Here is a 23,688-nt window from a genome sequence, read left to right as displayed (position 1 = left end):
AAAATAATATTGATATTCGTTAAAATTCATTAATTTGCCAACGCAAAATGCGATCATTATGAAGATATTGTATGCCGTACAAGGGACAGGTAATGGACATCTTAGTCGTGCCATGGACATTGTGCCCTGTCTGAAAGCTTTGGGAGAAGTGGATGTATTGGTAAGTGGGATTCAGGCAGATCTTTCTCTGCCCTTTGAAGTAAAATATCGTTTTCATGGTTTAAGTTTTATCTTCGGTAAATCGGGTGGGGTAGATCTATGGAAGACGTTTATGAGTTCGACGATCCGCAAATTTACCAATGAGATAAAAAGCCTGCCTATTGAGGGATATGATCTGGTTATCAATGATTTTGAGCCTATCTCGGCCTGGGCCTGTCATTCCAAGGACTTGGAATGTATTGGGTTGAGCCATCAGATCGGTGCTCTGGATCCTGCGAGTCCAAAACCCGAAGAAAGTGATATGTTGGGTAAGTTTATCATGAAAAATTACGCTCCTTCAACACATTCCTACGGTTTTCATTTCAAAAGGTATGCAAAAAATATTTTTCCTCCTGTGATCCGGAATGCTGTTCGTGAGTTGACAGTCACGGACCAAGGACATTATACGGTGTATCTTCCGGCTTACGATGATGCACATTTATTAAAGCACCTGATGAAATTTCCTGATGTCCGTTGGGATGTCTTCAGCAAGCATAATTCCAAGGCTTTTGAGATGAAGAATGTGACCATTCGGCCTATCAACAACCAGGCTTTTATCGACAGTATGGCTTCTTCATCTGGAGTTTTGTGCGGTGCAGGTTTTGAAACCCCGGCAGAAGCGTTATATTTGAAAAAGAAACTGTTGGTCATTCCGATGAAGAATCAATACGAGCAGCATCTAAATGCGGCTTCTTTAGAGGAAATGGGTGTTCCTGTCATTTCAAGTCTGAAACAAAAGAACATGTTGGCCATTGAGGCTTGGCTCAACAGTAAATCGAGGGTTGAAGTTGATTACCCGAATATCACGCAGGAAATTATAAATGAAATCGTGCAAAAGCACCGTTAAAGAAAAAATGAAGTATATTGCATTAGCCCTACTAACATTAACAACCGTATCTGGCATTGCCCAGCAAAAGAAAAAGTCGACCGCTGTCAAGAAAAAAACGATAACAGGCAGCAAGTCCAATACAACTAATTTATTGATCAATAAGGCCGATTCGGTGTCCTATGCCTTTGGTATGGATATCGGAAATTCTTTAAAATCAACCGAAATCGATTATCTGAAAACAGACGTAATCGCAAAGGCCATTGCTGCTGCCATGAAAGGAGAGAAAACGTTGCTGGCTGAGGATCAGACCAGGGAGGTTATCCAAAAGGCAATCATGGATATGCGTGCGGAAAAAGCTGCTGCAAGACGCGCGGAGGAAGACAAGTTTTTTGCTGAAAATGCAAAAGTAACCGGGATGCACACGACCCCGGAAGGGATCCAATATTTGATATTGACCCCGGCTGAAGGTGCCAAGCCCACAGTGAACGATGAGGTGACCGTACATTACCGGGGAGCACTGTTAAATGGAAAACAATTTGATAGCTCATACGACCGTAAGGAACCGTTAAAAATGTCATTGGCTGGCGTGATCAAAGGCTGGCAAATTGGAATTCCCCTGATGTCAAAGGGCGCTAAATACAAGTTTTTCATACCTAGCCATCTAGCTTATGGAGATCGCAATACAGGTGAAATCCCTGCCAATAGTACATTGGTGTTTGAAGTAGAATTGCTTGATATCAATGCGAATGAAACAACGTAGACTGGGACATAGCGGGATCATGGTTTCGGAAATCGGTTTGGGCTGTATGTCTTTGAAAAGCAACCAGCCCAAGCAAGCAAAAGATATTATCCAGAAAGCTTTCGACAAGGGGATTACCTTTTTCGATACTGCGGACCTGTATGACAAAGGCCAGAATGAAATGGTTGTGGGAGAGAGCCTGCAAGCTTTTCGGAAACAAATTGTACTGGCGACCAAAGTCGGTAACCTCTGGCGTGCGGATGGTTCTGGATGGGACTGGAAAGCTTCCAAAGAGTATATCCTGAAAGCTATTGAAGGATCATTGTCGCGTCTGAAAACGGATTATATTGATCTTTATCAACTCCATGGTGGTACGATTGATGATCCGATAGATGAAATTATTGAAGCCTTCGAGCTGTTGAAGCAACAAGGAAAAATTCGGGCATACGGATTATCCTCCATCCGGCCAAATGTCATTAAGACCTTTCTGTCGAAAGCAGCTATTTCAACGGTCATGATGCAGTATAGCCTTTTGGATAGAAGACTTGAGGAAGACGTAGATGCCTTATTAATGAAACATGAGGTAAGCATCCTGATCCGGGGAGCACTGGCCAAAGGTGTTTTATTGAATAAGCCTATAGAACCGTATCTACAATATAGTTCAGGGGAAGTGGCGCATGTACTGCGTAATCTGGATAATTTTGTGAAACGTATGGGGAAAAGCCGCGCTGAAGGAGCATTATCTTATGTACTTTCGAATCCTGCGACAGCAACCGCAGTAGTAGGTATTAGTACCAAATTGCAATTAGATGAACTGATTGCGACCAAAGAACAGATTATACAACTGGACAGTACGGCGAAGAAAGAATTATTGGATGGTGTCCGGTCATTTTATTATACCGAACACCGATAATTCATTTATTTTTTGTTAAAAAACAATGCTAATATTTTTGTGAGATCTGCCGGTGTATCTACTGCCACCGTTTCATGGACGGTAACAGCTGTCTGGATGGTATGACCGTTTTCAACCCAACGTAACTGTTCAAGGGCTTCCGCCTCTTCGAGAGTAGACACCGGTAGCTGGGTCAGTGCTTTCAGCGTCTCTACTTGATAGGCATAGATGCCAATATGCTTATAGAACTGGTGCTTTTGAAGCCATTGCTCTTGAGGAATACCCCGTAGAAAAGGAATCGTCTGCCGGCTGAAATAAATAGCTTCACCTGCATGATTTCTGACAACTTTAGGGATATTTGTATTGAATAATTCTTCGTTCTCTTTTATTTCTTTTACTAAGGTCGCAATCGTAGTCTGAGGATTGTCAAAGCAGCTTGCCAGTAGGTCAATCTGTTCAGGGGCAATAAAAGGTTCGTCTCCCTGAATATTGATGGCGATGTCATACCCCGGTAGCTGCGCTATCACTTCGGCACAACGGTCAGTTCCTGATTGATGGTGTTCGGAGGTCATAACAACCTTGCCGCCGAAGGAAAGGACTTCCTGTTCAATACGGGGATCATCAGTAGCAACGACCACAGCGGCCAATCTGCTTGACTTGCTCACTTGCTCATAGACACGTTGGATCATTGTCTTCCCTTCGATAACAATGAGCGGTTTGCCAGGAAACCTGCTGGAAGCATATCGTGCGGGTATAATACCTAAAAACTTCATGATATTTTGCAAATTTACTTTATTAAAAAGCCTGTAAAACATATATTTACAGGCCTTTTAGGGGTATGCACTGTCATTATTCGAACAATCCGAATAACTCGGCCTCTATTTTTTGAATAATTCCACCAAGATCTTCAGGGTTTGTTGTAAAGTCAAGGTTGTCCTTGTCCAGAATCATTACTTTACCTTCTTTGTAGTTATTGATCCATTTGTCATATTTATCATTCAACTTAGACAAATAATCCAATCGGATTGCGGACTCATAGTCGCGTCCCCTTTTTTGAATATTGTTGACCAGGGTGGGGACGGAAGCTTTTAGATAGATCAATAGATCCGGTGGTTTGATATAGTGTATGATGCTCTGGAAAATATTGCTATAATTTTCAAAATCGCGTGCACTCATCAAACCCATATCATATAGGTTTTCAGCAAAGATATAAGCATCTTCATAGATGGTACGATCCTGGATCATATCAATGCCTGTTTCTTGTAGTTTGACGATATGTCTAAAACGACTGTTCAAGAAGAAGATCTGCAGATTGAACGCCCAACGCTTCATATCGGAATAAAAGTCTTCCAGATAAGGGTTATTGTCCACAGCCTCAAACTGAGGTTCAAATTTGAAGTGGCTTGCCAAGAGTTCTGTCAATGTTGTTTTTCCGGCACCAATATTTCCTACGATAGCTATATGCATGTTATTTTCCTTGCTTAATAAAACCTTTTAATACCAATGATGTCTCGAACTTCTTTCAATGTCTTACGTGCGGATTCGCCAGCTTTCTCAGCGCCTAATTTAGCGACTTTGGCAATATAAGCATCGTCACCAGATATTTCTTCGATACGCGCACGTACATCACTTGTGGCCAATACCATATCTTCTGCCAATTGTTTCTTGAAGTCACCGTAGCGGATTTCGCATTTATTATAAAGCTCATCAAAATGTTGTAAGGTGTCGGCTGTGGAAACAACTTTCATTAGGTCAAACAGATTTTGGATGGCTTCAGGTTTGGCCTGATTCATTTCTGTTGGCCCTGAATCAGATACGGCACGCATGACTTTTTTGCGGATCACAGCTTCACTATCTGAAAGATAAATGCAGTCCGCATCCCCATTGGATTTACCCATTTTTCCCTGTCCAGCCAATCCGGGCACTTTAACAAGTTTGTCCGAATAAGAGAAAGCAAAAGCCTCTTTGAAATAGTCTACATTATATAAACGATTAAAGCGATTGCCGAAAGTACGGGTCATCTCCAGATGTTGTTCCTGATCTTTTCCTACAGGTACTTTAGTGCCATGGTGAATCAAGATGTCACAGGCCATCAGGACCGGGTAGGTCAATAGACCAGCATTGACATTGTCTGGATTACTGCGAACCTTATCTTTAAATGCGGTAGCACGTTCAAGCTCACCAAGGTAAGCATTCATATTCATATAGAGATAAAGCTCGGCAACTTCAGGAACATCGGACTGTACATAGATTGTTGATTTTTCCGGATCAATACCTGCTGCGAGATATTCTACGATCACTTGACGGACTGTGCCCTGAAGACCATGGGGTGTTGGGTGTGTGGTTAATGAATGTAAATCTGCAATGAAAAAAAAGCAATTATATTCGTTTTGCATTTTCACAAAATTGCTCAATGCACCATAGTAATTTCCTAAATGTAATTTTCCGGTACTTCTGATACCGCTAACAACTGTTTCCATATTTCTGCGAATTTACGGATAAATTTGACAAAGTGGAACTAAATTCACGTGGTGAGCGGTGTTTTAATGAAGTAGATTTATTTTTTTATTTTTTTCGCTTCATTCCAATATATATCCATCTCTTCCAAAGTCATGTCTTGCAATTGTCGTTGGTTTTCTGCAGCTTTTTGTTCTAAATAGGTAAAACGCTGTATAAATTTTTTATTGGTGCGTTCCAGTGCATTTTCAGGGTTGATGCCGATATGTCTAGCGTAATTGATGAGAGAGAATAAGAGATCACCAAATTCGGCTTCGGCTTTTTCCTGATCGATGGGTAGGGTAGTTTCGATGTTGAATTCATTTTTAAACTCGGCGAGTTCTTCTTCCACCTTTTCCCAGACTTGTCTTTTATCTTCCCAGTCAAAACCAACTCCTCTGACTTTGTCCTGAATACGGTAGGCTTTGACCAATGCTGGCAAGCCTTTAGGAACACCTGAAAGTACGGATTTGTTACCTTCCTTTAATTTGATCGTCTCCCAATTGGATTTGACCTGCTCTTCGGTACTGGCATGCGTATCTGCATAAATATGCGGATGGCGGGTAATCAGTTTATCACAAATGGCATTCAGTACATCCACGATGGTGAACTGATTTTCTTCTTCTGCAATTCGGGCATAAAAAATGAGGTGCATCAGTACATCACCCAGTTCTTTTTTTATTTCGGGATAATCCTGTTCCAAGATGGCATCGGTCAATTCGTACATTTCCTCCATAGTCAAGTGGCGCAAAGACTCCATCGTTTGTTTTTTATCCCATGGGCATTCAACCCGCAAGGTATATAATACATCGAGTAAACGCTGGAAAGCGAGCTGAGGTGTATGCTGATAGGCTGGAGCAGTTAGATTTGCCATATGCTTTTGATTTTTCGTTCTACAAAAATAGAAATATGATCTTGAATAAACTATTTTGAAATTGACGAAAACAAAAGAAGCTGATTAACCGTTTTATAATAAAAATAAGATTATTTAATCAAATATAGAGGAATTGGCTATGGAAAGAATGCATGGATACTCGTCGGCTAGCGTCGCACTGGAGAAGTTAAATGATTTGGGATATACTATTGATTACAATATTGAGTTTGATGATCTGCTGGATCATGCGGACAAGTTCAAAATTGATTATTTGTTTCGGTATGAAGGGGCTTCAGATCCAGATGATGAGTCCACGGTATATGGAATCAGTAAGAACTCCGGTGAAAAAGGGGTGTTTGTCGCGGGAAATTTGTCGTTGATCGAGGGGAAGAAACGGGATATATTATTACAACTTGAGCTCAAGGAAAGGGAACATTAAGAAGTTGGAACTCTTAATATCCAGAAATTTAAAATAAGATGGAAGAAAACAAACTTGCCGAGCCACAAAGACTTACAGAACTTAAAGCTTGGGCGCTACGTCGGGATGGGAAACCTCTGGACGGAAATTATGTAGGGACAGCTGCAGATCGCTTTTTGCAGGTGTACCGCAATGAAGCTTTGAATTTGATGAAAGAGGGCTTTTATAATAAAGGCACTGCATTATTTGAGACTTATGTGGGCAGTCATTATCCACAGGATTTGGAAAAACTGATGGGTAAATTGGAAAGAAGTTATGATAGCCTGGAACGGTTTACCCCAGATCTGGTTGAGGAGGGTTTCTACAACCTGGTATTAGGAGATCTTCCGCTGCATATGAAGGGCACAATTGTGGTTCTATTACGAGCGAAGGAGGCAGAATTTCCTTCTATTTATAATAACGATCAAGATGCCGACATGCGTAGTTCTCCCGAATGGCTGTTGGGTCAACCTTATCAAGATATTTGGGTCGATATGCATCAAACGGCTTTAAATAATATGCATTATCCGGACCAGATCCTTTAACTTGATACGAATGCGAAATACCTTGTATTGTCATTTTAGTCTCTTTTTTGGATAGAAATAAATGCCTTTCAGACTGAAGTATGTAGGAATATTGGTAAATTGAATAGATCATAAAATTTTATACAATATGAATATGTTAGCAGATAAAGTTGCCTTGGTAACAGGTGCTGGTTCAGGAATTGGGCTTGCAGTTGCTTTGGCATATGCCAAAGCAGGAGCGAAGGTGATTGTATCAGATATTAATGAACAGGCTGGTCAAGAAGCTGTTCAACAGATCAGGGGAGCAGGAGGACAGGCGGACTTCTTTAAGGCAGACAGTTCGTTGGCATCCGATAATGAGGCATTGGTCCAATTTGCGGTAGATACCTTTGGCAAATTGGACATCGCCTGTAACAATGCCGGAATTGGAGGCGAGGCCGCACTTACCGGTGACTATAGCTTAGACGGCTGGAAGAAAGTGATCGACATTAACTTTAACGGTGTATTTTATGGTTGTAAGTATCAGCTTGAAGCCATGGAAAAGAATGGCGGCGGTGTCATTGTCAATATGGCCTCCATCCATGGTGCAGTAGCAGCTCCGCTGTCCAGTGCTTATACGGCTGCTAAACATGCTGTGGTAGGACTGACGAAAAACATCGGTGCGGAGTATGGTCAAAAAAATATCCGGTGCAATGCCGTTGGTCCGGGGTATATTGATACACCTTTGCTGGCGCATCTGGATGAGGAGCATGTGCAGACCTTGATCAGTAAACATCCTATTGGCCGGCTTGGTAAAGCTGAAGAGGTCGCGGAGCTGGTCTTGTTTCTAAGTTCAGATAAATCCTCCTTTATGACTGGTGGATATTATCTTGTTGATGGTGGCTACACGGCTGTTTAAACAGGCTATATTTGTTGGGTGATCTATAAGAGAACGAGGCGGGTATATCCATGTAGGAAGTATACCCGCCTCGTTGTTGCTGGATCTTTTTTACCACTATAATTGTGCTGCAGGGCGAATTTCTGTACCTTCCATCTGATGTAGGCCATCACCTAATGTATGGCGATATTTGTCTGCAACTTGTTGAAGCTGCTTTACAACTTCGGGATATTGATCCTTTACATCTCTATCCTCACCCGGGTCAATCGCTAGATTGTATAATGCAAGTGGTACTGTGATAGTGGCATATTTCCCGGGGTAGCGGTCGCTACCTATTGTAGCCGGAGATTCATAGGTTTCGGTTTCGGCCGGAAAAACCAGCTTCCATTTGCCTTTTCGAATTGCTTTGAGATTGTTTTTATTGTGATAATAGGCAAGCTCGTCCCGCGGTGTGCTTTGCGTGTCACCCAGAAGAAGTTTGCTGAAATCCACTCCATCTATTTTTTTCTCTGGCAGCTTTGCTTGGGCAATGTTGACCAGCGTAGGAAGAAGATCCATGTTAGTCAATAGTTTATTGCTCACCGTAGCAGGTTTGACATGGCCAGGCCAGCTGATGATACAGGGGACTTTCAGTCCACCATCAAAGATTGTCGCCTTGCCTTCGCGAAGACCACCTGTGTTTCCCGCATGGTTCCCAAATGTAAGCCAGGGACCATTGTCACTGGTAAAGATGACGATGGTGTTGTCAAGTAGATTATTCTGTTTCAAAGCTTTCATAACCTGACCAACAGACCAATCTACTTCTTCCATAACGTCCCCAAATAACCCGGCGCCACTTTTACCTTTAAACTTTTCTGAGACACCGAGTGGTACATGGACCATGGCATGTGCCAAATAAAGAAAGAATGGCCTGTCCTTGTTACGATTGATAAATGATACGGCGCGATTGGTGTAATCGCTGGTCAGCTGATCTTGTCCATCAAAAGAAGAAATGATTTTTACGGTCTTATTTCCTTCGATGATCGGGAGAGGTGGGTACTGTGCACGCCAGAATGTTGAATCTTGCCATTTATGTCCTTCGTAATCATAAGCCCACATATCGTTGGAATATGGAAGCCCATAGAATTCATCAAATCCATGTTGTAATGGAAGGTAGGGTTCTTTATGTCCCAGGTGCCACTTACCCACCATGCCTGTTTTATAACCTTTACTTTTCAATAGCTCAGCAATGGTCTGCTCTTCAGGATTCAAGGCAAATTTGGCATTATGGTCTATGGCACCACTGATTCCAATCCGGGTAGGATAGCAGCCAGTCAACAGGGCACTCCGGGAAGCTGTACAAATTGGTTGTGCGACATAAAAATCAGTAAAGCGTAACCCCTGGGAAGCTAATTGATCAATATTGGGTGTCTGATAAGGACCCCCGCCATAGCAGACGGGATCACCGTATCCCATGTCGTCCATTAAAATAATAATAATGTTGGGGGAGTCTGTAGGTTGATGTTGGGTTGAAAAAGGTGTTTGTTTTGCTGATGCGGTCAGCATACAAAACGACAATATACCTATGGAAATGGATTTAAAATTCATGCTGTGGTTTTAGTGCGTGTCTATTAAGTTTTCTTGGGCCAGCAATTGTTGAAAAGCGGGCCTTGTTTCATCGGTATCTTCGGCTTCGGCTTTAAGCTGGATCAATCTCTTCTTCAAACGGGCAATCTGTTTGATATATTGTTTATCATGAATCGCATTGTGTGTCTCCTGGGGATCTTTTTGTAAATCATAAAACTCCCAAGCTGGTAAAGTCGCCTTTTTGTCACTACCAGTCATGTCTAAAGGCTGACCGTAAAAATAGATCAGCTTGTAACGTTGATCCCGTACGCCAAGGTGAGCGGGACGTGCGGGAGCATGCTGCCAATAACGATAGTACATAGATGAGCGCCAATCATTGGTGGTATGCCCCATTAGGTTGTTCCGGAAGCTTCTCCCTTGAATATAAGCTGGTTTTTTTATACCGGCATAATCCGCAAATAAGGCAGCGAAATCGATGTTTAATATCATATCCTGGAGTATGCTGCCTCCTTTGATCTCTTTTGGATAGCTAATCACAAATGGCATGCGAAGCGATTCTTCGTACATTAGGCGTTTGTCCATGAAATTATGCTCCCCTAGAAAATACCCTTGGTCGGATGCTAAAATAACCACCGTATTGTCGTCTAAATTGGCAGTTTTCAAGTACTGCATGATCTTTCCAAGGTTATCATCTACACCGGCCACACAACGTAAGTAATCCTTGATAAATTTTTGATAGATTTTTTTTCGGGCCTCCATGGGGTTCATCCCCTTTGTTGAAAAGGGTAATTCCGGATAGGAAGTCCAGAATGGTCCAGTGGAGGCTTGTTCGTAGCGATGGCCCAGCTCTTCTAGGGGCTGCCCTTCAAAAGAACGTCCAGTAGTGGTTGATCCTGAATCCAAAAAGGTGGCCGGATAAGGAAATTCAATATCTTTATATAGATCTTTGAACCTTTCAGCGAAATCAAAAGGTTCGTGCGTTGCCTTGAAGTGGCAGAGCAAGAAGAAAGGTTTGCTTGGATTTCGTTGCGTCAACCAATCGAGGCTCATCTGAGTGGTAATGTCGTCTACATAGCCTTGGTAGGGGGTGCCTGCTTCTTCACTGTCGTTCCAATTGTCTTTGGAAAGATAGGTTGGATTATGGTAGACACCATGGCCAGGCAACACCTTAAACTTATCGAAACCCGAAGGCATCTTTTTCAGGTGCCACTTCCCAAAAACGGCCGTTTGATACCCCGCATTTTGTAAATCCTTGGCGATATTTTCTTTGCTGGGGTCCAGCGCATCATCGAGGGTATATACCAAATTTTTATGACTGTACTGTCCGGTAAGGATTGCCGCGCGACTAGGTGTACAAATAGAATTGGTACAAAATACATTGGTGAGCAATGCCCCCTGTTGCGTTAAATGCTCAATATTTGGATTCTTGACAATATCTTTAAATATTCCACCATAAGTACCCCATGCCTGAGCTGTAAAATCGTCTGTCAGAATAAAAATGATGTTCGGACGTAATGTGGTGTCAGCTTGCTGTTGTGCCTGCGAGATAAATGGCATTATGCCACAAACCAGCAGTAGTAATTTTTTCTTCATGTATATTCCGCTTGTAATGTATGTCTTATCCAGATAGGCAAGATGAAATTCGTGATGTCCTTCTTGCTTGCTCATTTATAGCTTATGTGGATATGATAGACAATTTACACTTTATTTAATCATCGATACCTTTTCCATCGAGAATCTGTTGATAATATTTTTCGATGCGCGACTCACGTGTTTTTGATTGTTTTGCTTGGTTGAAGTAAAATAAATATCCTTTTTGACGCCCTGGTGTCAAGGACTGAAACGCAGTTTGTAGCAGATTGTCCTCTGCTAAAGCCCTTTTGAATTCTTCTGGAACCGGGTAATCTGCAACCTTACGCATTTCGATCTTTTTACCTGATTTTTCTATTTCCACGGCTTCAGTGATATATTTTTTAATTATGTCTCTTAGATCTATGATCTGTGAGATGCTGGTAAATCGAAGTTGTCTGGCAGACTGAACATGAGCTGTTTGTTGGATTAATAACTGTTCGGGGTCTTGCATTAAAGCCCCTTTATGAAACAGTAGCGCACAGTACTCTTTAAATCCATGGATCAATACCACATTCTTTCCGGAATAGGTATAACATGGATGCATCCATTTATAGTCTTCTTCAAGGGATTGGTTTTCACGGACAATCTCTCGCAATAAATTAAATTCTTCGTTCCACTGTTTGCTGTTTTCAAAGAAATGTTCTGTTTTTAGGTTCATCATGAAGTTTTTTTAATGAAGTTTACTTACTATTTCCTGAAGCCTATTGTGCGCCATATTGATTCCCTGCGCAAAAGGCAGCTGTAAGAGTTGATTGCGGTATGCAACAGATTGAAAGATGATCTGTATGAGCAGCCGGCTGCTATTTTGGTTCACATTTTCAAAGTTTAGGTACTCGAGCTGGACAGGGAATGGCGTGTTTTCCATTTCAAAAGTACGTATGATCTGTTGGTTGGGGATAAATTCGTGGATCGTTCCACTGGCTTTGAAAACGACATTGTTTTGATGAGAGGTTTCGAAAGCATAGGAACCATGTCTTTGATTATCCCATTTTAATACTTTTGTTCCCATCCACTGTTCAAAAATTTCGGATTCTTGGTAGGCTTTGAAGAGCATTTCTACTGGTAGATCAAAATCTCTGGTAATGATGATTTCTTGCTTGTTCTCTTCAGCTTGGATTTTTGTCTTTGCTTCCATGTGTTTGATCGGTATAATTTTTCATAATTGATTCCAGTTTATTAAATCTATCATCCCACATGTTCTGTAGGTGTTTGGAGACTGTAGGCCTTGCCGTATTAAAATTGGCCGCGATAGCACCTGCAGTCATGGATTGTGAGGCCACAAGCAGCAGTATTGCCCTTCTAGTAGGATCCGCAATAGCTTGAAAAACATCTCGTCTTAAGTTCATCATGAAGTTATTTGACTACAAATATAAGTGTAGTTATTTAGCTACGCAAATTTTTTTATATTTTTCGCCACTGCTTATGAGAAGTATTTATCAAAGTTGATCTATGTAGAGAAATGTATGCGTTAGAAGATTTTATGCTGTCCCTATTGATAATGAAAGATTAGTGACTGTTTTATTTGTTTCAGGAGGAGAAAGGGAAAAAACGATTTTTAAACTGAATGACATGCATAAAAAAAGGTTTTCAAACGGGGAGAATGAAAACCTTAAATAACCAATTATAAACCTAAATTATGATGGTACAAATATAGTGTTTTATTTACACTTATCAAAGAAACGATGCAATATTATTTTATTTTAACGTTTTTTAATAATTGTCTCAGATAAGGATAAGGTATGTACAGATGCTTACCTGTGTGAAAGCGTTAAGGGAAAGGCGCAAATGTTTTTTTAAGCTGGAAAAATGTTGTGGACTTATTCAATTGATTGGGAAAGAAAATGAAGTGAATGGGTTAGTAGTGTATTGGATTGTAGTTTAACATAAAAACAGCCTTTGTGGATGAACAAAGGCTGTTTTTTACAGTGACCAATTACAAGACTTGGCTGCAAAAAAGAATACGGCAAGCCATACTAATCCTTTCACCAAAAAGAAAAGGAATGCGCCGATTCCGGCGCGCTTTAACCATTTTGATTTATTGTCGTTTTGCTCCATTTAAAGGATTAAACATTCTTATTGTGATTTAGTTTGCACTGGCGATAGGGGTGAATACGTCACCGAAATTATAGAATGTCTGATTTGCAATTGCTACCGCACGATCATAAGTTGTTGAGTCTTCACCATATTTGTTTAAGACAGCTGTAAATTTGGCCCACATCTCGCGACTATTGTCGCCATAGCCTTCAAAGAAAGAAGTCCCGCTATTGATGCCATATTTGTTGAGCATCTGTACGATATAGGGGCCGCCCATAATAGAACCTTCCAATACATAGAGTGAAGCAAGTGCTTCCAAAATATTGTTCACTTGAGGGGCATTGGCTTCTGGAAGGTTATCCACTGTGCTGCCCAATACTTCAATATCTTTTTTGATATATGTTGAATTGCGACGGTCGTTCAGGTCTGGTAAAACTTCTGTTGTGATGAAAGGCGCAATATTATCTTCCACGGCACGAAAATAGGCATAAAAACCTTTTAACACTTCGGCATAATCTGTTTCCGAACGGATATTTTTCAATTGACGCACAATCGTTCCTTCTACGTTTTGATGGGCAGCGTGTGTCTGCTCTTTGATATGTTGATGTAACATGTTCTTAGTTTTATTTATAACGATTCTATACAAAGATTCGTATTTATTTTCAAAATTTTATGCTGTTTTCTGATTTATCATCTATGAAAAACGATAGGAATTGGATTATTCTACCACTTTTATTGGATATGGATAATAAGGGGATATCAATGTGGTGCTCCAATCATTATTCATGGTAAAAATTATCCCACCACTGGGTGAGGACGATATTCCTGTCGGTGCGTCCATGGGAATTTTAACCTGTATTGACCGAAGATCCTTAGACAGTGCTAAAAATTCCAATGAAAAGAGATCCGGATACCCATCCGCATTGACAAAACTGAAATAAATATTTGAGAAACTTGATTCTTTTACGAGATGACGTGTGGGGATATCGATTACATCTCCCCGTTTGACCGCCCAGGTTCCATTATGATTAAAATAGGGGTAGGGGGACTGCTTATTTGAAGTAACGCTAATTAGCTTTTTGTTACTTCTAACGGGAATTTGATATTTATTACTGACTTGAAGATAGTAATCACCGATCGGGATTCCGGAACCGTCATATTGGTCTGCTATAAATTGAAAACCACCTATTTGTGTTTGTGAGACGGTGATCAGTTTAAACAATTTATTCTGATCATTAACAAGAAAAAGACTATCACTGCCATCTGCTGCGAGATTTCGCAGTTGGAGCGCATAGGTGCCACCGATAGTTATGTTGAGAGGTGTTTCTTCGTCGACGAACGAAGGGAGTATAGCCCCATTGGACAGTTTAATGGTATATGTTTTGATGGTTCCGTCTTGTGCCTTTACCCGATATTGCAAACCATCTTTTAATGTAACTGCTGTCCCCGAAGCAGGACTGACGCTCGCATTTTTAGCAACACTGATAATGGGAGAGACCGTCTCTGGAATAGGCCATTCAGATGAGCCAGGCCAGGATACATAAATTATTCCCTCAGCTACTGCGGCCACGATGGTGTCGCTACCTGAATGATATGGAATTTTAAAAGAGGTGATTTCTGTGAATGGGGTAGGCTCAATCTCATATTCTTTTTGGCAGGATGAGAACAGTGTAATTCCAGAGATGAGCAATGGTACCAGTAATTTATATGTTGTAGATAGTGATTTCATAAGGATGACAACTTTTAATGGTCATATAGAATATTCGTAAACCAGTTTACAGGCCGATGGGCTTCATAGAACTGTGTTGTAAATTAATTGTTGTAAAAAATCCGAATCGGATTTTTCAAAGTGACCTCACGGCTGTAATACCTGAGCTTGATATAGTAGTCGCCTGCTTCGGGGATTTGATTATATTTTGTGGAGCTTCCAGTGCCTGTTACCCGTCCTTCAATATCATTTAGCAATAATGAAATATAGGCGTTTTCTATTCCAGGGGGGACTTGAGATATGGCACGTTCAAAAGGGTATTCTTTACCGTTTTTATCGACCAGACTTGCTCTGGCTATGGTGAGGTCGGTTTCATAAATACCCATAAAAGGATAGTTTGGTTGGACGGTGTTGATGGTTATAAAATTTGAAGTAAAACCATAGGTTTGATCGTAGGATACTGGGCTGTTGGGATCTGTGGTAACTTCTTGTACATCGAGGATGGGCTGGTCACTTTTTATAGTTAAAGTATAGGTTGCTGTACTACCATCTGTTGCAGTGACAGGATACTGAATGTTGCGCCCATTGGTGAAATAATCCAGCAAATTGGTGATTAACGTGTCGGTTCCTGGTTTTAATTCTGCCCCAGATGCTACCTTTATTTCAGGTTCCAGACTACTCATATATAGGCCTGCAGGAAGGGTCACTGTGATGGTCTTGTCGTCATTGTTGATCGCACCGATTATTTCTGTAGTGGTATTGACGATTTTGAAACTGCTGATCCTGGCCAGATGCTGTTTTTCGTAGGGTTGGATTTCGGTCTTTGTACAGGATAATATAAATAAACTATTTAGCAGACAGACAGAAGCCCATCCTAATTTTTTTGTGGTCAATAAATGATTTTTCATGATCGGTTGGAAAGTAACCGGTATCAGTCGTTCTGATACCGGAGTTTAATGTTTACAATTCTTATCAAAAAAACTAAATCGAAGTCATTAGTTCAACTTTTTATAATCGAAGCTCATGAACGGGAAATTGGTGGCCGCGACGGAAGCATTCGGGGTTTCGTCTTTATAGACACTATTTAGACGTAATTTCCATTTCGTCTTTGTCGTTTTATTTTCAACGATATAAGTCCGTGGACTATAACTGCTCATGATATGATTGCTCAGATTGTAAATGTACCAGCCCGCACTAGTCGGGTTACCGGTTCCATTGAGGCTATTGGATCCTGCTGTACCTGTCGAAATTAGGGTACCAACAGTCACGGCCGTTACGGCATCAAATGCTGTATTTACGTAGTATAAATTGTATTTTGCCGTATTGACTGTCAAGCTAGCATTTGCGGTTCCACTAAATTGAAAATCATAGCTGCTGGATGTACCGCCATCGTTATTGATCAAGTCGTAATAATAGGTACTCGCTGGATTTTTCCATTGTGTGGTATCCACTTGATCGGCTACAGTACCCTGATGGAAATTGCGGGCTCCATATGTGCCTGTGGCAATTGTTTTTAAATATCCTTTCGTACCGGCGGCAGTAAAATTTACTGTACCTCCAATAGTACTAGGTGGTGTAACAGCTCTTTTGCTAAATGACTGCTCCTCTAGGTTAGGTGCTAATGCATTATCCTTTTTGCAGGATGCGGTCATGCCAATAGTGGCAATACTTAAGGCAATGGATAAAGTTGTGAATTTGATTTTCATTTCTTTTTCGTAATTTTGCCACTTCTACAGTGGGCTAGTTAATAAATTATTTGTTAATTAGTCAATGTACCGGATGTACCTCGACCGTATATCCGGTTTTTTTTGAATAAGAATTGTGCTTAATTAGGGCTTTATTTCAAAAGTCGTACTTCCTTTTGGTGCAAGGACATAGTCAAAAGAAATAAATACATGTGGTGAATCTTTAAACCATTTGTCAGCAGTAAGGAGGTCTTTATACATGGACAGCGGTCTAATCTTTGCATAATTACCTTTTGCGGTACGTATAATTAAGGTCCGGGGTTTAATAACTTTTCCATTTTGTAAGGTCAGGCCATTTCCTAATGCATAGGCAACATGTTCATTCTGAACGGCGTGCTCACGAACCAATCGGCCGTAAAAGTCATATAGCAACCAGCCTATTCCATTTCCCTCATCACCATTCTGATCCATACCAATTGCGTCACCTATCACTTTGAACTCTGAATCAGCGGGGATTTCAATCACTTCGTCGAATGCTTTCTCAACGATCAGGATGCCTCCAGTTGCATTGTTGCCATAACCAAAATTAGTGTTATTGGAGCCGTTATTTCCTGATACATGGCTATTGAAGATGTTACTAAAGGCAATATCCCAATTACGTGTTTGTCTGTGGGTTTCTGGGATACCTTTGTTGGTTTCTAAACTGTAATAAACGGTTGGAGCTGCACTGTTGCCATCATTTTTATCAGTGGCAGCAAAATTGCGGACTTGAACCAATCTATTGAAAAGATCTGCATTGCTCTCTTCCTCTTTCGGTGGTTCAACAACCGGTTCGGTAGGAGAGTCGGATTTGCTACAGGAGGCAGACGTCGCTAGGCTTATGCCCAGTAATGCGATATATGTTAATCGGTTGCACTTTCGTTTTATATTCATGGTGTTTGATACTTGTGTTATTTAAAATCATTCTAAATAATGGTAAAGGTAGGGAGTTTGACCTATTACTTATGTATGAAAAATGATATTTTATGTATGTTTTTTGGTTTTAAAGACCGTTGTTTTTCAATTTTTATGGCCGTATAATTGAAAAATATCGACATTGAATAATGAATTATTTTTGATTCTTTATTCAATATCGATTTCTATGCTTTTTCTTCTAAGCGATGGAGGTAAAAAAGTTTATTTTATGAACTTTTTGAAATTGATATTATACGTGGCATCACCTCTTAGGGCAGTAACCTCAGCTGCTTGAATGACATAGAGTTCATCACTCTTATCGCTCAATTTTTCTCCTTTGTAGATAACGATGTAACGATTAGGAGTCGGGTAAACGGCGTGGTTATTTTTATAGTCATAGATGATCCATGTAGGTCCTTTTACTGGAGCTCCTGCACTGGAGGCATCAATACCAAGTTTATCTGTTAATTCTATTTTAGCCTCCAGAATTGACGATAATGTCAATTTTTCGACAGAAGTGTTTTCCTGATCAAAATAACCCATTTTATAGTGTTCAGGAGAGCTATTCTGTAATGTTGAACCGTATGTTTCTGAAAGATTTATCATGCTCTGAGCTTCTTCTTGGGTGGAATTAGTCTTGAAATCATAAAAAACTTTTGCTCCTGCAGGAACTTCAATCGTTGCTACTGCAGTTGTTGCCGTTGCATCATTGAGTTTTCTTTCTTCCACTCGATCATCATCTTTACTACAAGAAGTAAATCCTAGACTTAATGTGCACAATAGTGCCGCCGTTGTAAATAATTTATTCATTTTTAATTTATTTATGTAAATTTTATTGTTGTAATGTATTTGTAGTTAAGTCTTTACTGCCGTCTTCCTGTACATAGTATTTAAAAGTGTAGTAGGGGGCAGGCCAGTTCATATTGGTCACTGCACTGGGATTGCCCTTATAAGCGTTGATCAGTTGCAGCTTGGCGTATTTTCCATCTGGAAGCCGAATTGCGTAAGTGCGGTTGGGAAGAGCTTGCATGATATGGGTATTCAAACTATACTGAAACCATCCCAATGACTCGGAATTTGAAGCCCAGCCTATTTTTCCGCTCCTGCTTTCTGCAAATTCTTGATCTGAAGGGGCGACAGTAACACTTTGGTAAGATTGTTTCAGTAGAACCACAGCAGTCTGCCTCGCTTCTCCCTGATAGCCAGGGTTGAATTCATCACTGGCGTTGTTGACAAACACTTCCGAATTATAAGGTCCAGTAAAGGCAAGATCCCAATCTTTAGTTTTTAACCATTGTGCAGAATCGGCTTTGGTTTTGATCCAGATTTGTTTTTGGTCATTAAGGCGAAACAGGAACATGTTGAAAGGACGCTTTTCTTTACCTTCCACTCCTTCACCCATCGCGGCATCGGTATCACCTGCAAGATCTTTGATAACAATACTTTTACCATCTTCTAGTCCTATACTGTAATCCTTGTCTTTACCACAGGAAACAAGTGTTAATGCTAGAATCCCGGCAAATATGCCTCGACCAATTTTTTGAAATGAAAGCCAGATACTGCATTCAGCTATAATCATGTGAAGTGTTCTCATAGTTTTGTCCAATAATTTCTGTGTACTACTCTTTATTTAATCCTTGATCCAGCGATAACTGATACCTCCCATGATTACCCTTCCGGGTTGTCCCAGTAAATAGCGGCTGGTAAAGTTGAATACATTGTCTCCAATCAGACGAAAAGTCAATCTACGGTCCATTAAACTCTTTTCAAGAGTTACGTTAACCAAGGTATGATAGGGTATAAAGATGTCATACTTGTCCATAAATTGATTACCATTATATTCCTGAAAAGGTGTATTCCCTCTGAAATTTATGCGAGTATTGACATGAACTCCCCAAGGTTTGTACTCATATTGGGCTTTAAAGTTGATCATGTGGCGGGAGCGGTCTTCAATGCCCCAATAGTCTGACTTTTTGCTTGCTCTATACTCGCCTGTGCTGGGATCGTTGATCTGGTTGTAGGGATAATTGCTTGCTGCTATGCTATCCAATACACTTAAATCTTTAGCGATGAGGTATTGATATCCCATAGAAAATTGTAAATTTTTGCGGGCCTGATAGTTCAATGAAACTTCAAAGCCTTTATTCATGGCTTTTGGAAGATTTCGGTAACTGTAGATTTGCGCGACACTGGTACCATTACCTACACTAATGGTATTGATCTGGTTGTTGATGCGGTGGTAAAATAAGGAAAAATCGGCTTGGATTTTATTGGATGGACTCCAAGTTAACCCAATATTATTGGAAATACTGGTCTCAGCCTTCAGGTTGCCTGCAACCAAATTCAACATATAAGTATTCTTATAACTCAGTTCTCCGGCCTGATCCATTGCTGCAATCACATCAGCAACCCGTTCAGTACCTAAAACAAGATAATTAGCAGCAGGGTTGAAAAATACTTGATAACGCATTTTATAGTCCGGGGCTTTGAAACCGGCTCCAACACCACCTTTGAGCAATAACTTCGGACTGATATGATACTGTAAACCTAGGCTAGGGCTTAGATGCCCGTTATATACGTTGGTCTGATCGTAGCGTAATCCTAAGGTCGTGAGCAGATGGTCCATAGGTTTCCATTCGGTTTGTAAATATGCAAAAGCACTGTTGAGGGAGCGTTTGGCATCTAAGTCCTGGTTGTCCATCAACTCTAAACTACCTCCAATGCCTGCCGTTAATTTGACTTGCTGGACAGGACTATAGGCAAGCTGTTGTTCGAGACGATGTACATTTTGTCCAAATTCTTCTGCATTGGCAACTACGCCCTGTTGTAACCATTGTGCTGTTATCTGTGAATGGAACCTGGAGAAATAGTAACGTGTCATACTACGTAATCCGGATGTGAAATGATGGTCGTAGCTAGCTGATAGGTTGATGTCCTGGTCATTTTGTTTGTCCTGGAGTGTTCTTTCTTCAGTCCAGGCATTGATCATTTCCGATTCTCTTGCGGCAAACCTACTTGAGAGACCAAATGTTCCGTTTTTACTGCTGCGATACCGCAAACGCCCTTGAACACTGTAATTAACATAAGGAGGAAAGGTGGTACTTTTCGAATCGAGGTATTGTTTGTCTGTATTAAATCCGTCTGTACGGTAGTAGTTGCCAGAAAAAACAGCACTGCCCCGTTGATTGGCAAAAGGTGTTTCAGCTTCAAGCGTGGCATCGACGGTATTTAATGTGCCATAGAGCAGGGAAGCTTGGGCTTGTGGTGTGAGGGCCCCATGACGTGTGATGATATTGATGGCGCCACCTAGCGCATCACTGCCATATAAACAGGAGGAGGCACCTTTGATAATTTCTATGCGTTCAATATTAGTAACCGAAATCCGGGAAAGGTCAAAATTGCCGTTATTACGGCCGAGCATGGGTTGACCATCAACTAATACCATCACATAACTACTGCTAAAACCCTGGATCTGTACACCTACGGCCCGAGCTCCACCAGCAATATCATTGACTATAGCAATACCCGTCTGTTCCTTCAAAACTTCATCCAGCCTTCGGCTTCCCATAAGTTCAATCTCGCGTTTTGTAATGACTTTGACCGGCATAGCTGCGTTTTCAGCTTTTACTAGGTTGTCAACAGCTTCTAATTTACGATCGACTTGAACTTCATCTATCTTCTGATTGTCGGCCTTAAGTGTTAGTGTCAATTGTTGATTATGATCTTCTAGGTCTATCATCTGGTGGAATTGCTGGTACCCTAATGCATGGACGACAAGCTCATAACGGCCGGGATAAAGTTGATTGAATTGAAAAGCCCCAGCTGGATCAGTCTTAAGCGCATGCTTGTCTGGATAAAGATAAACGGTTGCATTGGATATCGCTTTGTTGGCCTCATTTTTTAGTACTCCGGTTATCTTCCATTTTTCTTGGGCCCGCACAAGAAAAAATGGGCTGACACAAAAGGCAATCAATATACATGTCCGTATGGAAGAGGGGATGTTTAGCACTATTCTTATTTTTAATAAATCTAAATAATGTTGCAAAAGAAGGGAATCCTATTGAATTTTGTCGTATGCAAACTGTCATAAATTCTATTTAAATCGGTTTTTGTCCCTTTCTATTTTTGTTTTTTTTATATTCAAATATTTGTATTTCAGGTTCTTTAGTCTTTTTTGGAGTTGTGTGCATTCATGATAATGACGTGAAAATAATTTGTATTTAGACTGATTATTGATTTGTTTTGTGTACAAATTTCAGGTACAGAGCCTGGGCGGTATGTCTATATGTTTTGTGCTATTAATGGTGTTAAAGAAAAAGATGAGTAGATTTTATGTAATCATAGTATGTTATTTTTTGCAGCTAGGGGGGTGGGCAAGTGCACAACAGCGGATCATTACACTGAATAGTTCGTTGACTGAAACGATATATGGTCTAGGAATCGGTGACCGGGTGATTGCGACGGATGTGACCAGTATATCGCCTAAGGCTGCGGCAGCCTTGCCCAAGGTAAGCAAAAACCGGTCGGTATCAGCTGAAGGACTGTTGTCCTTTAAGCCAACGATTGTACTTGCAAATGATGGGGAAGTGCCCAATACCGTTATTCAACAGATCCGTTCAGCTGGAGTGAAATATGTTGGAATAAAACCTCATTATTCTGCTCCAGGGGCATTACGTTATATACAAGATGTAGCCAACAGTGTTGGGGAGCCTGAATTAGGCAAAGCCTTGGTATCACGCACAAAAATAAGCTTGAATCGGATCATGGAATTGGTCAATCAGGATAAGAATGGAAGCAAGGCCCCAAAAGTACTTTTCTTGTATGCCCGGGGTACAGGTACAATGAGTGTGGCTGGAAAGGGAAGTAGTTTAGATGCCATGATCAAGCTTGCTGGTGGAAAAAATGCCGTACAAGAATTCTCGGATTTTAAACCTTATACCACAGAGGCATTGGTTCAAGCTAATCCGGATATCATATTGATGTTTGATTTTGGTGCAAATAGCTTAGGTGGAAAAGAAGCCATTCTTAAGTTACCCGGTATGCGGATCACCCAGGCTGGTAAGCATGAACGTATATTGGTTATGAATGCTTCACTTCTGGTCAATTTTAGTAATCGATTGCCTGATGCAATTTTGGAATTGCACCGTGGTTTTGAACGATTGATGAACTCAAAATAAGGGCAGTGCAGAAGAAACAGAAGTTAATATTGGTGGCTTTGAGCCTAATATTGGTGGTTATTTGTATTATCGCATTGGGAATGGGCGCTTATTATATTCCTGCTAGTGATATTTTTTGGATGCTCATGCAGAAGTTGCACCTATTTGATGCTAGTGTTCATGCGGGTCTACCGGAAGATGTTCTTTTTGAGATTCGAATGCCACGTTTATTTTTGGGGTTTTTAGTGGGGGCGGCGTTGGGGATTTCTGGAACCGCTATTCAAGGCATATTTCGTAACCCACTTGCTGAACCCGGATTAATCGGAATCTCATCTGGGGCCTCTCTTTTTGCGGTATTGATCATTGCTTTTGAAACTTTTTTGTTTACATCCCTTTCAGCATGGATTGGACACTACCTTTTAGCATTCGGTGCTTTTGCCGGTGCAGGTTTGACCGCTTTTTTGGTCTATCGTATTGCAAGCAAAAATGGGCGCCCTAATGTGACAACAATGCTTTTGGCGGGAATTGCCATTAATGCTTTTGCAGGCGCACTAACAGGATTGATGACGTATATGTCAACGGAACAGCAGTTGCGTACCATCACTTTTTGGATGCTGGGGAGCTTGGGTGGGGGCACTTGGGATACCTTGTTGGCTGTCGTACCTTTTATATTGGTGCCGATATTGATACTGCCATTTTTTGGTAAACCACTAAATGCTTTGGCATTAGGGGAAACCCAGGCAGAGCTATTGGGGGTGCGGACAGATCGGACGAAAAGATGGGTAGTCGTTCTTTCTACCCTTGCCGTAGGCTCTTCGGTCGCAGTATCAGGTATCATTGGCTTTGTTGGTTTGATTGTCCCGCATATTGTCCGGCTGATGGGGGGGCCAGATCATCGATTTGTTCTGCCCGGATCCTTATTAATGGGCTCCTTGGTGCTGATTCTGGCCGATGTCATTGCTCGTACTTTGGTTGCACCTATTGAACTTCCAATAGGAGTGATTACGGCATTACTGGGTACTCCGGTATTTTTGTATATTTTAATCAGGGACAGATAACAATTGGTA

25 protein-coding genes are annotated in these 23,688 nt (G+C 41.0%); 8 read left to right on the top strand and 17 right to left on the bottom strand.

Annotated features, from left to right (window positions below):
* Positions 1 to 58: 58 nt before the first annotated feature.
* Genes HX021_RS19305 through HX021_RS19295 form a run of 3 tightly spaced genes read left to right on the top strand, consistent with a single transcriptional unit; the run spans position 59 to position 2,679 of the window.
* Entirely contained in the window at positions 59 to 1,045 is a 987-nt protein-coding gene (locus HX021_RS19305; RefSeq protein WP_286592219.1) for a glycosyltransferase family protein, read from the top strand.
* Positions 1,046 to 1,052: 7 nt separating this feature from the next.
* On the top strand, positions 1,053 to 1,787 hold the full coding sequence (locus tag HX021_RS19300; RefSeq protein WP_286592218.1) for an FKBP-type peptidyl-prolyl cis-trans isomerase: 735 nt from the start codon (positions 1,053 to 1,055) through the stop codon (positions 1,785 to 1,787).
* Positions 1,774 to 2,679, top strand: coding sequence for an aldo/keto reductase (locus HX021_RS19295; protein ID WP_286592217.1), 906 nt, complete (start codon positions 1,774 to 1,776; stop codon positions 2,677 to 2,679). Before HX021_RS19300 ends, HX021_RS19295 begins: the two co-directional genes overlap by 14 nt.
* Before the next feature lie 5 nt (positions 2,680 to 2,684).
* Here the strand turns inward: HX021_RS19295 and kdsB are convergent, their stop codons facing one another.
* The 4 genes from kdsB to mazG form a co-directional block, all read right to left on the bottom strand.
* Entirely contained in the window at positions 2,685 to 3,431 is a 747-nt protein-coding gene (kdsB, locus tag HX021_RS19290) for a 3-deoxy-manno-octulosonate cytidylyltransferase (RefSeq protein ID WP_286592216.1), read from the bottom strand.
* Between the two features lie 76 nt (positions 3,432 to 3,507).
* The gene (locus HX021_RS19285; protein ID WP_286592215.1) at positions 3,508 to 4,125 is read right to left on the bottom strand and encodes a deoxynucleoside kinase; all 618 of its coding nucleotides are present in this window, start codon (positions 4,123 to 4,125) and stop codon (positions 3,508 to 3,510) included.
* 14 nt (positions 4,126 to 4,139) lie between these two features.
* A complete protein-coding gene (trpS, locus tag HX021_RS19280; RefSeq protein WP_286592214.1) occupies positions 4,140 to 5,138 on the bottom strand; it encodes a tryptophan--tRNA ligase in 999 nt (332 codons plus the stop codon).
* Between the two features lie 77 nt (positions 5,139 to 5,215).
* A complete protein-coding gene (mazG, locus tag HX021_RS19275) occupies positions 5,216 to 6,028 on the bottom strand; it encodes a nucleoside triphosphate pyrophosphohydrolase (RefSeq protein ID WP_286592213.1) in 813 nt (270 codons plus the stop codon).
* Positions 6,029 to 6,167: 139 nt separating this feature from the next.
* Here mazG and HX021_RS19270 point away from each other — a divergent pair, with 139 nt between their 5' ends.
* The 3 genes from HX021_RS19270 (at position 6,168) to HX021_RS19260 (ending at position 7,907) form a co-directional block, all read left to right on the top strand.
* A complete protein-coding gene (locus tag HX021_RS19270; protein ID WP_286592212.1) occupies positions 6,168 to 6,467 on the top strand; it encodes a hypothetical protein in 300 nt (99 codons plus the stop codon).
* A 38-nt stretch (positions 6,468 to 6,505) separates the two neighbouring features.
* Positions 6,506 to 7,030, top strand: a complete 525-nt coding sequence (locus tag HX021_RS19265) for a hypothetical protein (RefSeq protein ID WP_286592211.1) — start codon at positions 6,506 to 6,508, stop codon at positions 7,028 to 7,030.
* 127 nt (positions 7,031 to 7,157) lie between these two features.
* Positions 7,158 to 7,907: an SDR family NAD(P)-dependent oxidoreductase gene (locus HX021_RS19260; protein WP_286592210.1), complete on the top strand. Its 750-nt coding sequence runs from the start codon at positions 7,158 to 7,160 to the stop codon at positions 7,905 to 7,907.
* A gap of 96 nt (positions 7,908 to 8,003) precedes the next feature.
* Here the strand turns inward: HX021_RS19260 and HX021_RS19255 are convergent, their stop codons facing one another.
* The 13 genes from HX021_RS19255 to HX021_RS19195 form a co-directional block, all read right to left on the bottom strand.
* The gene (locus HX021_RS19255; RefSeq protein WP_286592209.1) at positions 8,004 to 9,473 is read right to left on the bottom strand and encodes a sulfatase family protein; all 1,470 of its coding nucleotides are present in this window, start codon (positions 9,471 to 9,473) and stop codon (positions 8,004 to 8,006) included.
* 9 nt (positions 9,474 to 9,482) lie between these two features.
* Positions 9,483 to 11,120 carry a sulfatase family protein gene (locus HX021_RS19250; protein WP_286592208.1) on the bottom strand — a complete coding sequence of 546 codons (1,638 nt, stop codon included), beginning with the start codon at positions 11,118 to 11,120 and terminating at the stop codon, positions 9,483 to 9,485.
* Positions 11,121 to 11,160: 40 nt separating this feature from the next.
* Positions 11,161 to 11,745: a YdeI/OmpD-associated family protein gene (locus HX021_RS19245; RefSeq protein WP_286592207.1), complete on the bottom strand. Its 585-nt coding sequence runs from the start codon at positions 11,743 to 11,745 to the stop codon at positions 11,161 to 11,163.
* Between the two features lie 9 nt (positions 11,746 to 11,754).
* Positions 11,755 to 12,219 (bottom strand): SRPBCC domain-containing protein, encoded by a 465-nt coding sequence (locus tag HX021_RS19240; protein WP_286592206.1) that lies wholly within the window; start codon positions 12,217 to 12,219, stop codon positions 11,755 to 11,757.
* Entirely contained in the window at positions 12,191 to 12,433 is a 243-nt protein-coding gene (locus HX021_RS19235; protein WP_286592205.1) for a helix-turn-helix domain-containing protein, read from the bottom strand. The genes HX021_RS19240 and HX021_RS19235 overlap by 29 nt, the downstream gene beginning before the upstream one ends.
* Before the next feature lie 734 nt (positions 12,434 to 13,167).
* Complete coding sequence (locus HX021_RS19230) at positions 13,168 to 13,731, bottom strand: biliverdin-producing heme oxygenase (RefSeq protein WP_286592204.1); 564 nt, start codon at positions 13,729 to 13,731, stop codon at positions 13,168 to 13,170.
* 105 nt (positions 13,732 to 13,836) lie between these two features.
* Positions 13,837 to 14,847 carry an SGBP N-terminal domain-containing protein gene (locus HX021_RS19225; RefSeq protein ID WP_286592203.1) on the bottom strand — a complete coding sequence of 337 codons (1,011 nt, stop codon included), beginning with the start codon at positions 14,845 to 14,847 and terminating at the stop codon, positions 13,837 to 13,839.
* An 83-nt stretch (positions 14,848 to 14,930) separates the two neighbouring features.
* Positions 14,931 to 15,734 carry an SGBP N-terminal domain-containing protein gene (locus HX021_RS19220; RefSeq protein WP_286592202.1) on the bottom strand — a complete coding sequence of 268 codons (804 nt, stop codon included), beginning with the start codon at positions 15,732 to 15,734 and terminating at the stop codon, positions 14,931 to 14,933.
* An 87-nt stretch (positions 15,735 to 15,821) separates the two neighbouring features.
* The gene (locus HX021_RS19215; protein ID WP_286592201.1) at positions 15,822 to 16,532 is read right to left on the bottom strand and encodes a hypothetical protein; all 711 of its coding nucleotides are present in this window, start codon (positions 16,530 to 16,532) and stop codon (positions 15,822 to 15,824) included.
* 123 nt (positions 16,533 to 16,655) lie between these two features.
* Positions 16,656 to 17,444: an HmuY family protein gene (locus tag HX021_RS19210; protein ID WP_286592200.1), complete on the bottom strand. Its 789-nt coding sequence runs from the start codon at positions 17,442 to 17,444 to the stop codon at positions 16,656 to 16,658.
* A 243-nt stretch (positions 17,445 to 17,687) separates the two neighbouring features.
* Positions 17,688 to 18,275, bottom strand: a complete 588-nt coding sequence (locus HX021_RS19205) for a hypothetical protein (RefSeq protein ID WP_286592199.1) — start codon at positions 18,273 to 18,275, stop codon at positions 17,688 to 17,690.
* A gap of 22 nt (positions 18,276 to 18,297) precedes the next feature.
* On the bottom strand, positions 18,298 to 19,059 hold the full coding sequence (locus tag HX021_RS19200) for an HmuY family protein (RefSeq protein ID WP_286592198.1): 762 nt from the start codon (positions 19,057 to 19,059) through the stop codon (positions 18,298 to 18,300).
* A 36-nt stretch (positions 19,060 to 19,095) separates the two neighbouring features.
* The gene (locus HX021_RS19195) at positions 19,096 to 21,474 is read right to left on the bottom strand and encodes a TonB-dependent receptor (protein ID WP_286592197.1); all 2,379 of its coding nucleotides are present in this window, start codon (positions 21,472 to 21,474) and stop codon (positions 19,096 to 19,098) included.
* Between the two features lie 310 nt (positions 21,475 to 21,784).
* On the opposite strand from HX021_RS19195, the gene HX021_RS19190 reads away from it, so the two are divergent.
* Both HX021_RS19190 and HX021_RS19185 read left to right on the top strand, forming a co-directional pair.
* Positions 21,785 to 22,642, top strand: a complete 858-nt coding sequence (locus tag HX021_RS19190) for a heme/hemin ABC transporter substrate-binding protein (RefSeq protein ID WP_286592196.1) — start codon at positions 21,785 to 21,787, stop codon at positions 22,640 to 22,642.
* A 5-nt stretch (positions 22,643 to 22,647) separates the two neighbouring features.
* Positions 22,648 to 23,679 (top strand): FecCD family ABC transporter permease, encoded by a 1,032-nt coding sequence (locus HX021_RS19185; protein WP_286592195.1) that lies wholly within the window; start codon positions 22,648 to 22,650, stop codon positions 23,677 to 23,679.
* Positions 23,680 to 23,688: the final 9 nt, after the last annotated feature.

This window comes from Sphingobacterium sp. N143 (assembly GCF_030325625.1).
Classification (GTDB): domain Bacteria; phylum Bacteroidota; class Bacteroidia; order Sphingobacteriales; family Sphingobacteriaceae; genus Sphingobacterium.
This window is presented reverse-complemented; position numbering and strand designations above follow the sequence as displayed.

Coding starts and splice junctions, on each gene's coding strand:
- HX021_RS19190 (WP_286592196.1), top strand. CDS start 21,785: ATGAGTAGATTTTATGTAATCATAGTATGTTATTTTTTGCAGCTAGGG.
- HX021_RS19300 (WP_286592218.1), top strand. CDS start 1,053: ATGAAGTATATTGCATTAGCCCTACTAACATTAACAACCGTATCTGGC.
- HX021_RS19255 (WP_286592209.1), bottom strand. CDS start 9,473: ATGAATTTTAAATCCATTTCCATAGGTATATTGTCGTTTTGTATGCTG.
- HX021_RS19245 (WP_286592207.1), bottom strand. CDS start 11,745: ATGATGAACCTAAAAACAGAACATTTCTTTGAAAACAGCAAACAGTGG.
- HX021_RS19215 (WP_286592201.1), bottom strand. CDS start 16,532: ATGAAAATCAAATTCACAACTTTATCCATTGCCTTAAGTATTGCCACT.
- HX021_RS19250 (WP_286592208.1), bottom strand. CDS start 11,120: ATGAGCAAGCAAGAAGGACATCACGAATTTCATCTTGCCTATCTGGAT.
- HX021_RS19265 (WP_286592211.1), top strand. CDS start 6,506: ATGGAAGAAAACAAACTTGCCGAGCCACAAAGACTTACAGAACTTAAA.
- HX021_RS19305 (WP_286592219.1), top strand. CDS start 59: ATGAAGATATTGTATGCCGTACAAGGGACAGGTAATGGACATCTTAGT.
- HX021_RS19225 (WP_286592203.1), bottom strand. CDS start 14,847: ATGAAATCACTATCTACAACATATAAATTACTGGTACCATTGCTCATC.
- HX021_RS19210 (WP_286592200.1), bottom strand. CDS start 17,444: ATGAATATAAAACGAAAGTGCAACCGATTAACATATATCGCATTACTG.
- HX021_RS19205 (WP_286592199.1), bottom strand. CDS start 18,275: ATGAATAAATTATTTACAACGGCGGCACTATTGTGCACATTAAGTCTA.
- HX021_RS19200 (WP_286592198.1), bottom strand. CDS start 19,059: ATGAGAACACTTCACATGATTATAGCTGAATGCAGTATCTGGCTTTCA.
- HX021_RS19270 (WP_286592212.1), top strand. CDS start 6,168: ATGGAAAGAATGCATGGATACTCGTCGGCTAGCGTCGCACTGGAGAAG.
- HX021_RS19240 (WP_286592206.1), bottom strand. CDS start 12,219: ATGGAAGCAAAGACAAAAATCCAAGCTGAAGAGAACAAGCAAGAAATC.
- HX021_RS19220 (WP_286592202.1), bottom strand. CDS start 15,734: ATGAAAAATCATTTATTGACCACAAAAAAATTAGGATGGGCTTCTGTC.
- HX021_RS19260 (WP_286592210.1), top strand. CDS start 7,158: ATGAATATGTTAGCAGATAAAGTTGCCTTGGTAACAGGTGCTGGTTCA.
- HX021_RS19230 (WP_286592204.1), bottom strand. CDS start 13,731: ATGTTACATCAACATATCAAAGAGCAGACACACGCTGCCCATCAAAAC.
- kdsB (WP_286592216.1), bottom strand. CDS start 3,431: ATGAAGTTTTTAGGTATTATACCCGCACGATATGCTTCCAGCAGGTTT.
- trpS (WP_286592214.1), bottom strand. CDS start 5,138: ATGGAAACAGTTGTTAGCGGTATCAGAAGTACCGGAAAATTACATTTA.
- HX021_RS19235 (WP_286592205.1), bottom strand. CDS start 12,433: ATGATGAACTTAAGACGAGATGTTTTTCAAGCTATTGCGGATCCTACT.
- HX021_RS19295 (WP_286592217.1), top strand. CDS start 1,774: ATGAAACAACGTAGACTGGGACATAGCGGGATCATGGTTTCGGAAATC.
- HX021_RS19285 (WP_286592215.1), bottom strand. CDS start 4,125: ATGCATATAGCTATCGTAGGAAATATTGGTGCCGGAAAAACAACATTG.
- mazG (WP_286592213.1), bottom strand. CDS start 6,028: ATGGCAAATCTAACTGCTCCAGCCTATCAGCATACACCTCAGCTCGCT.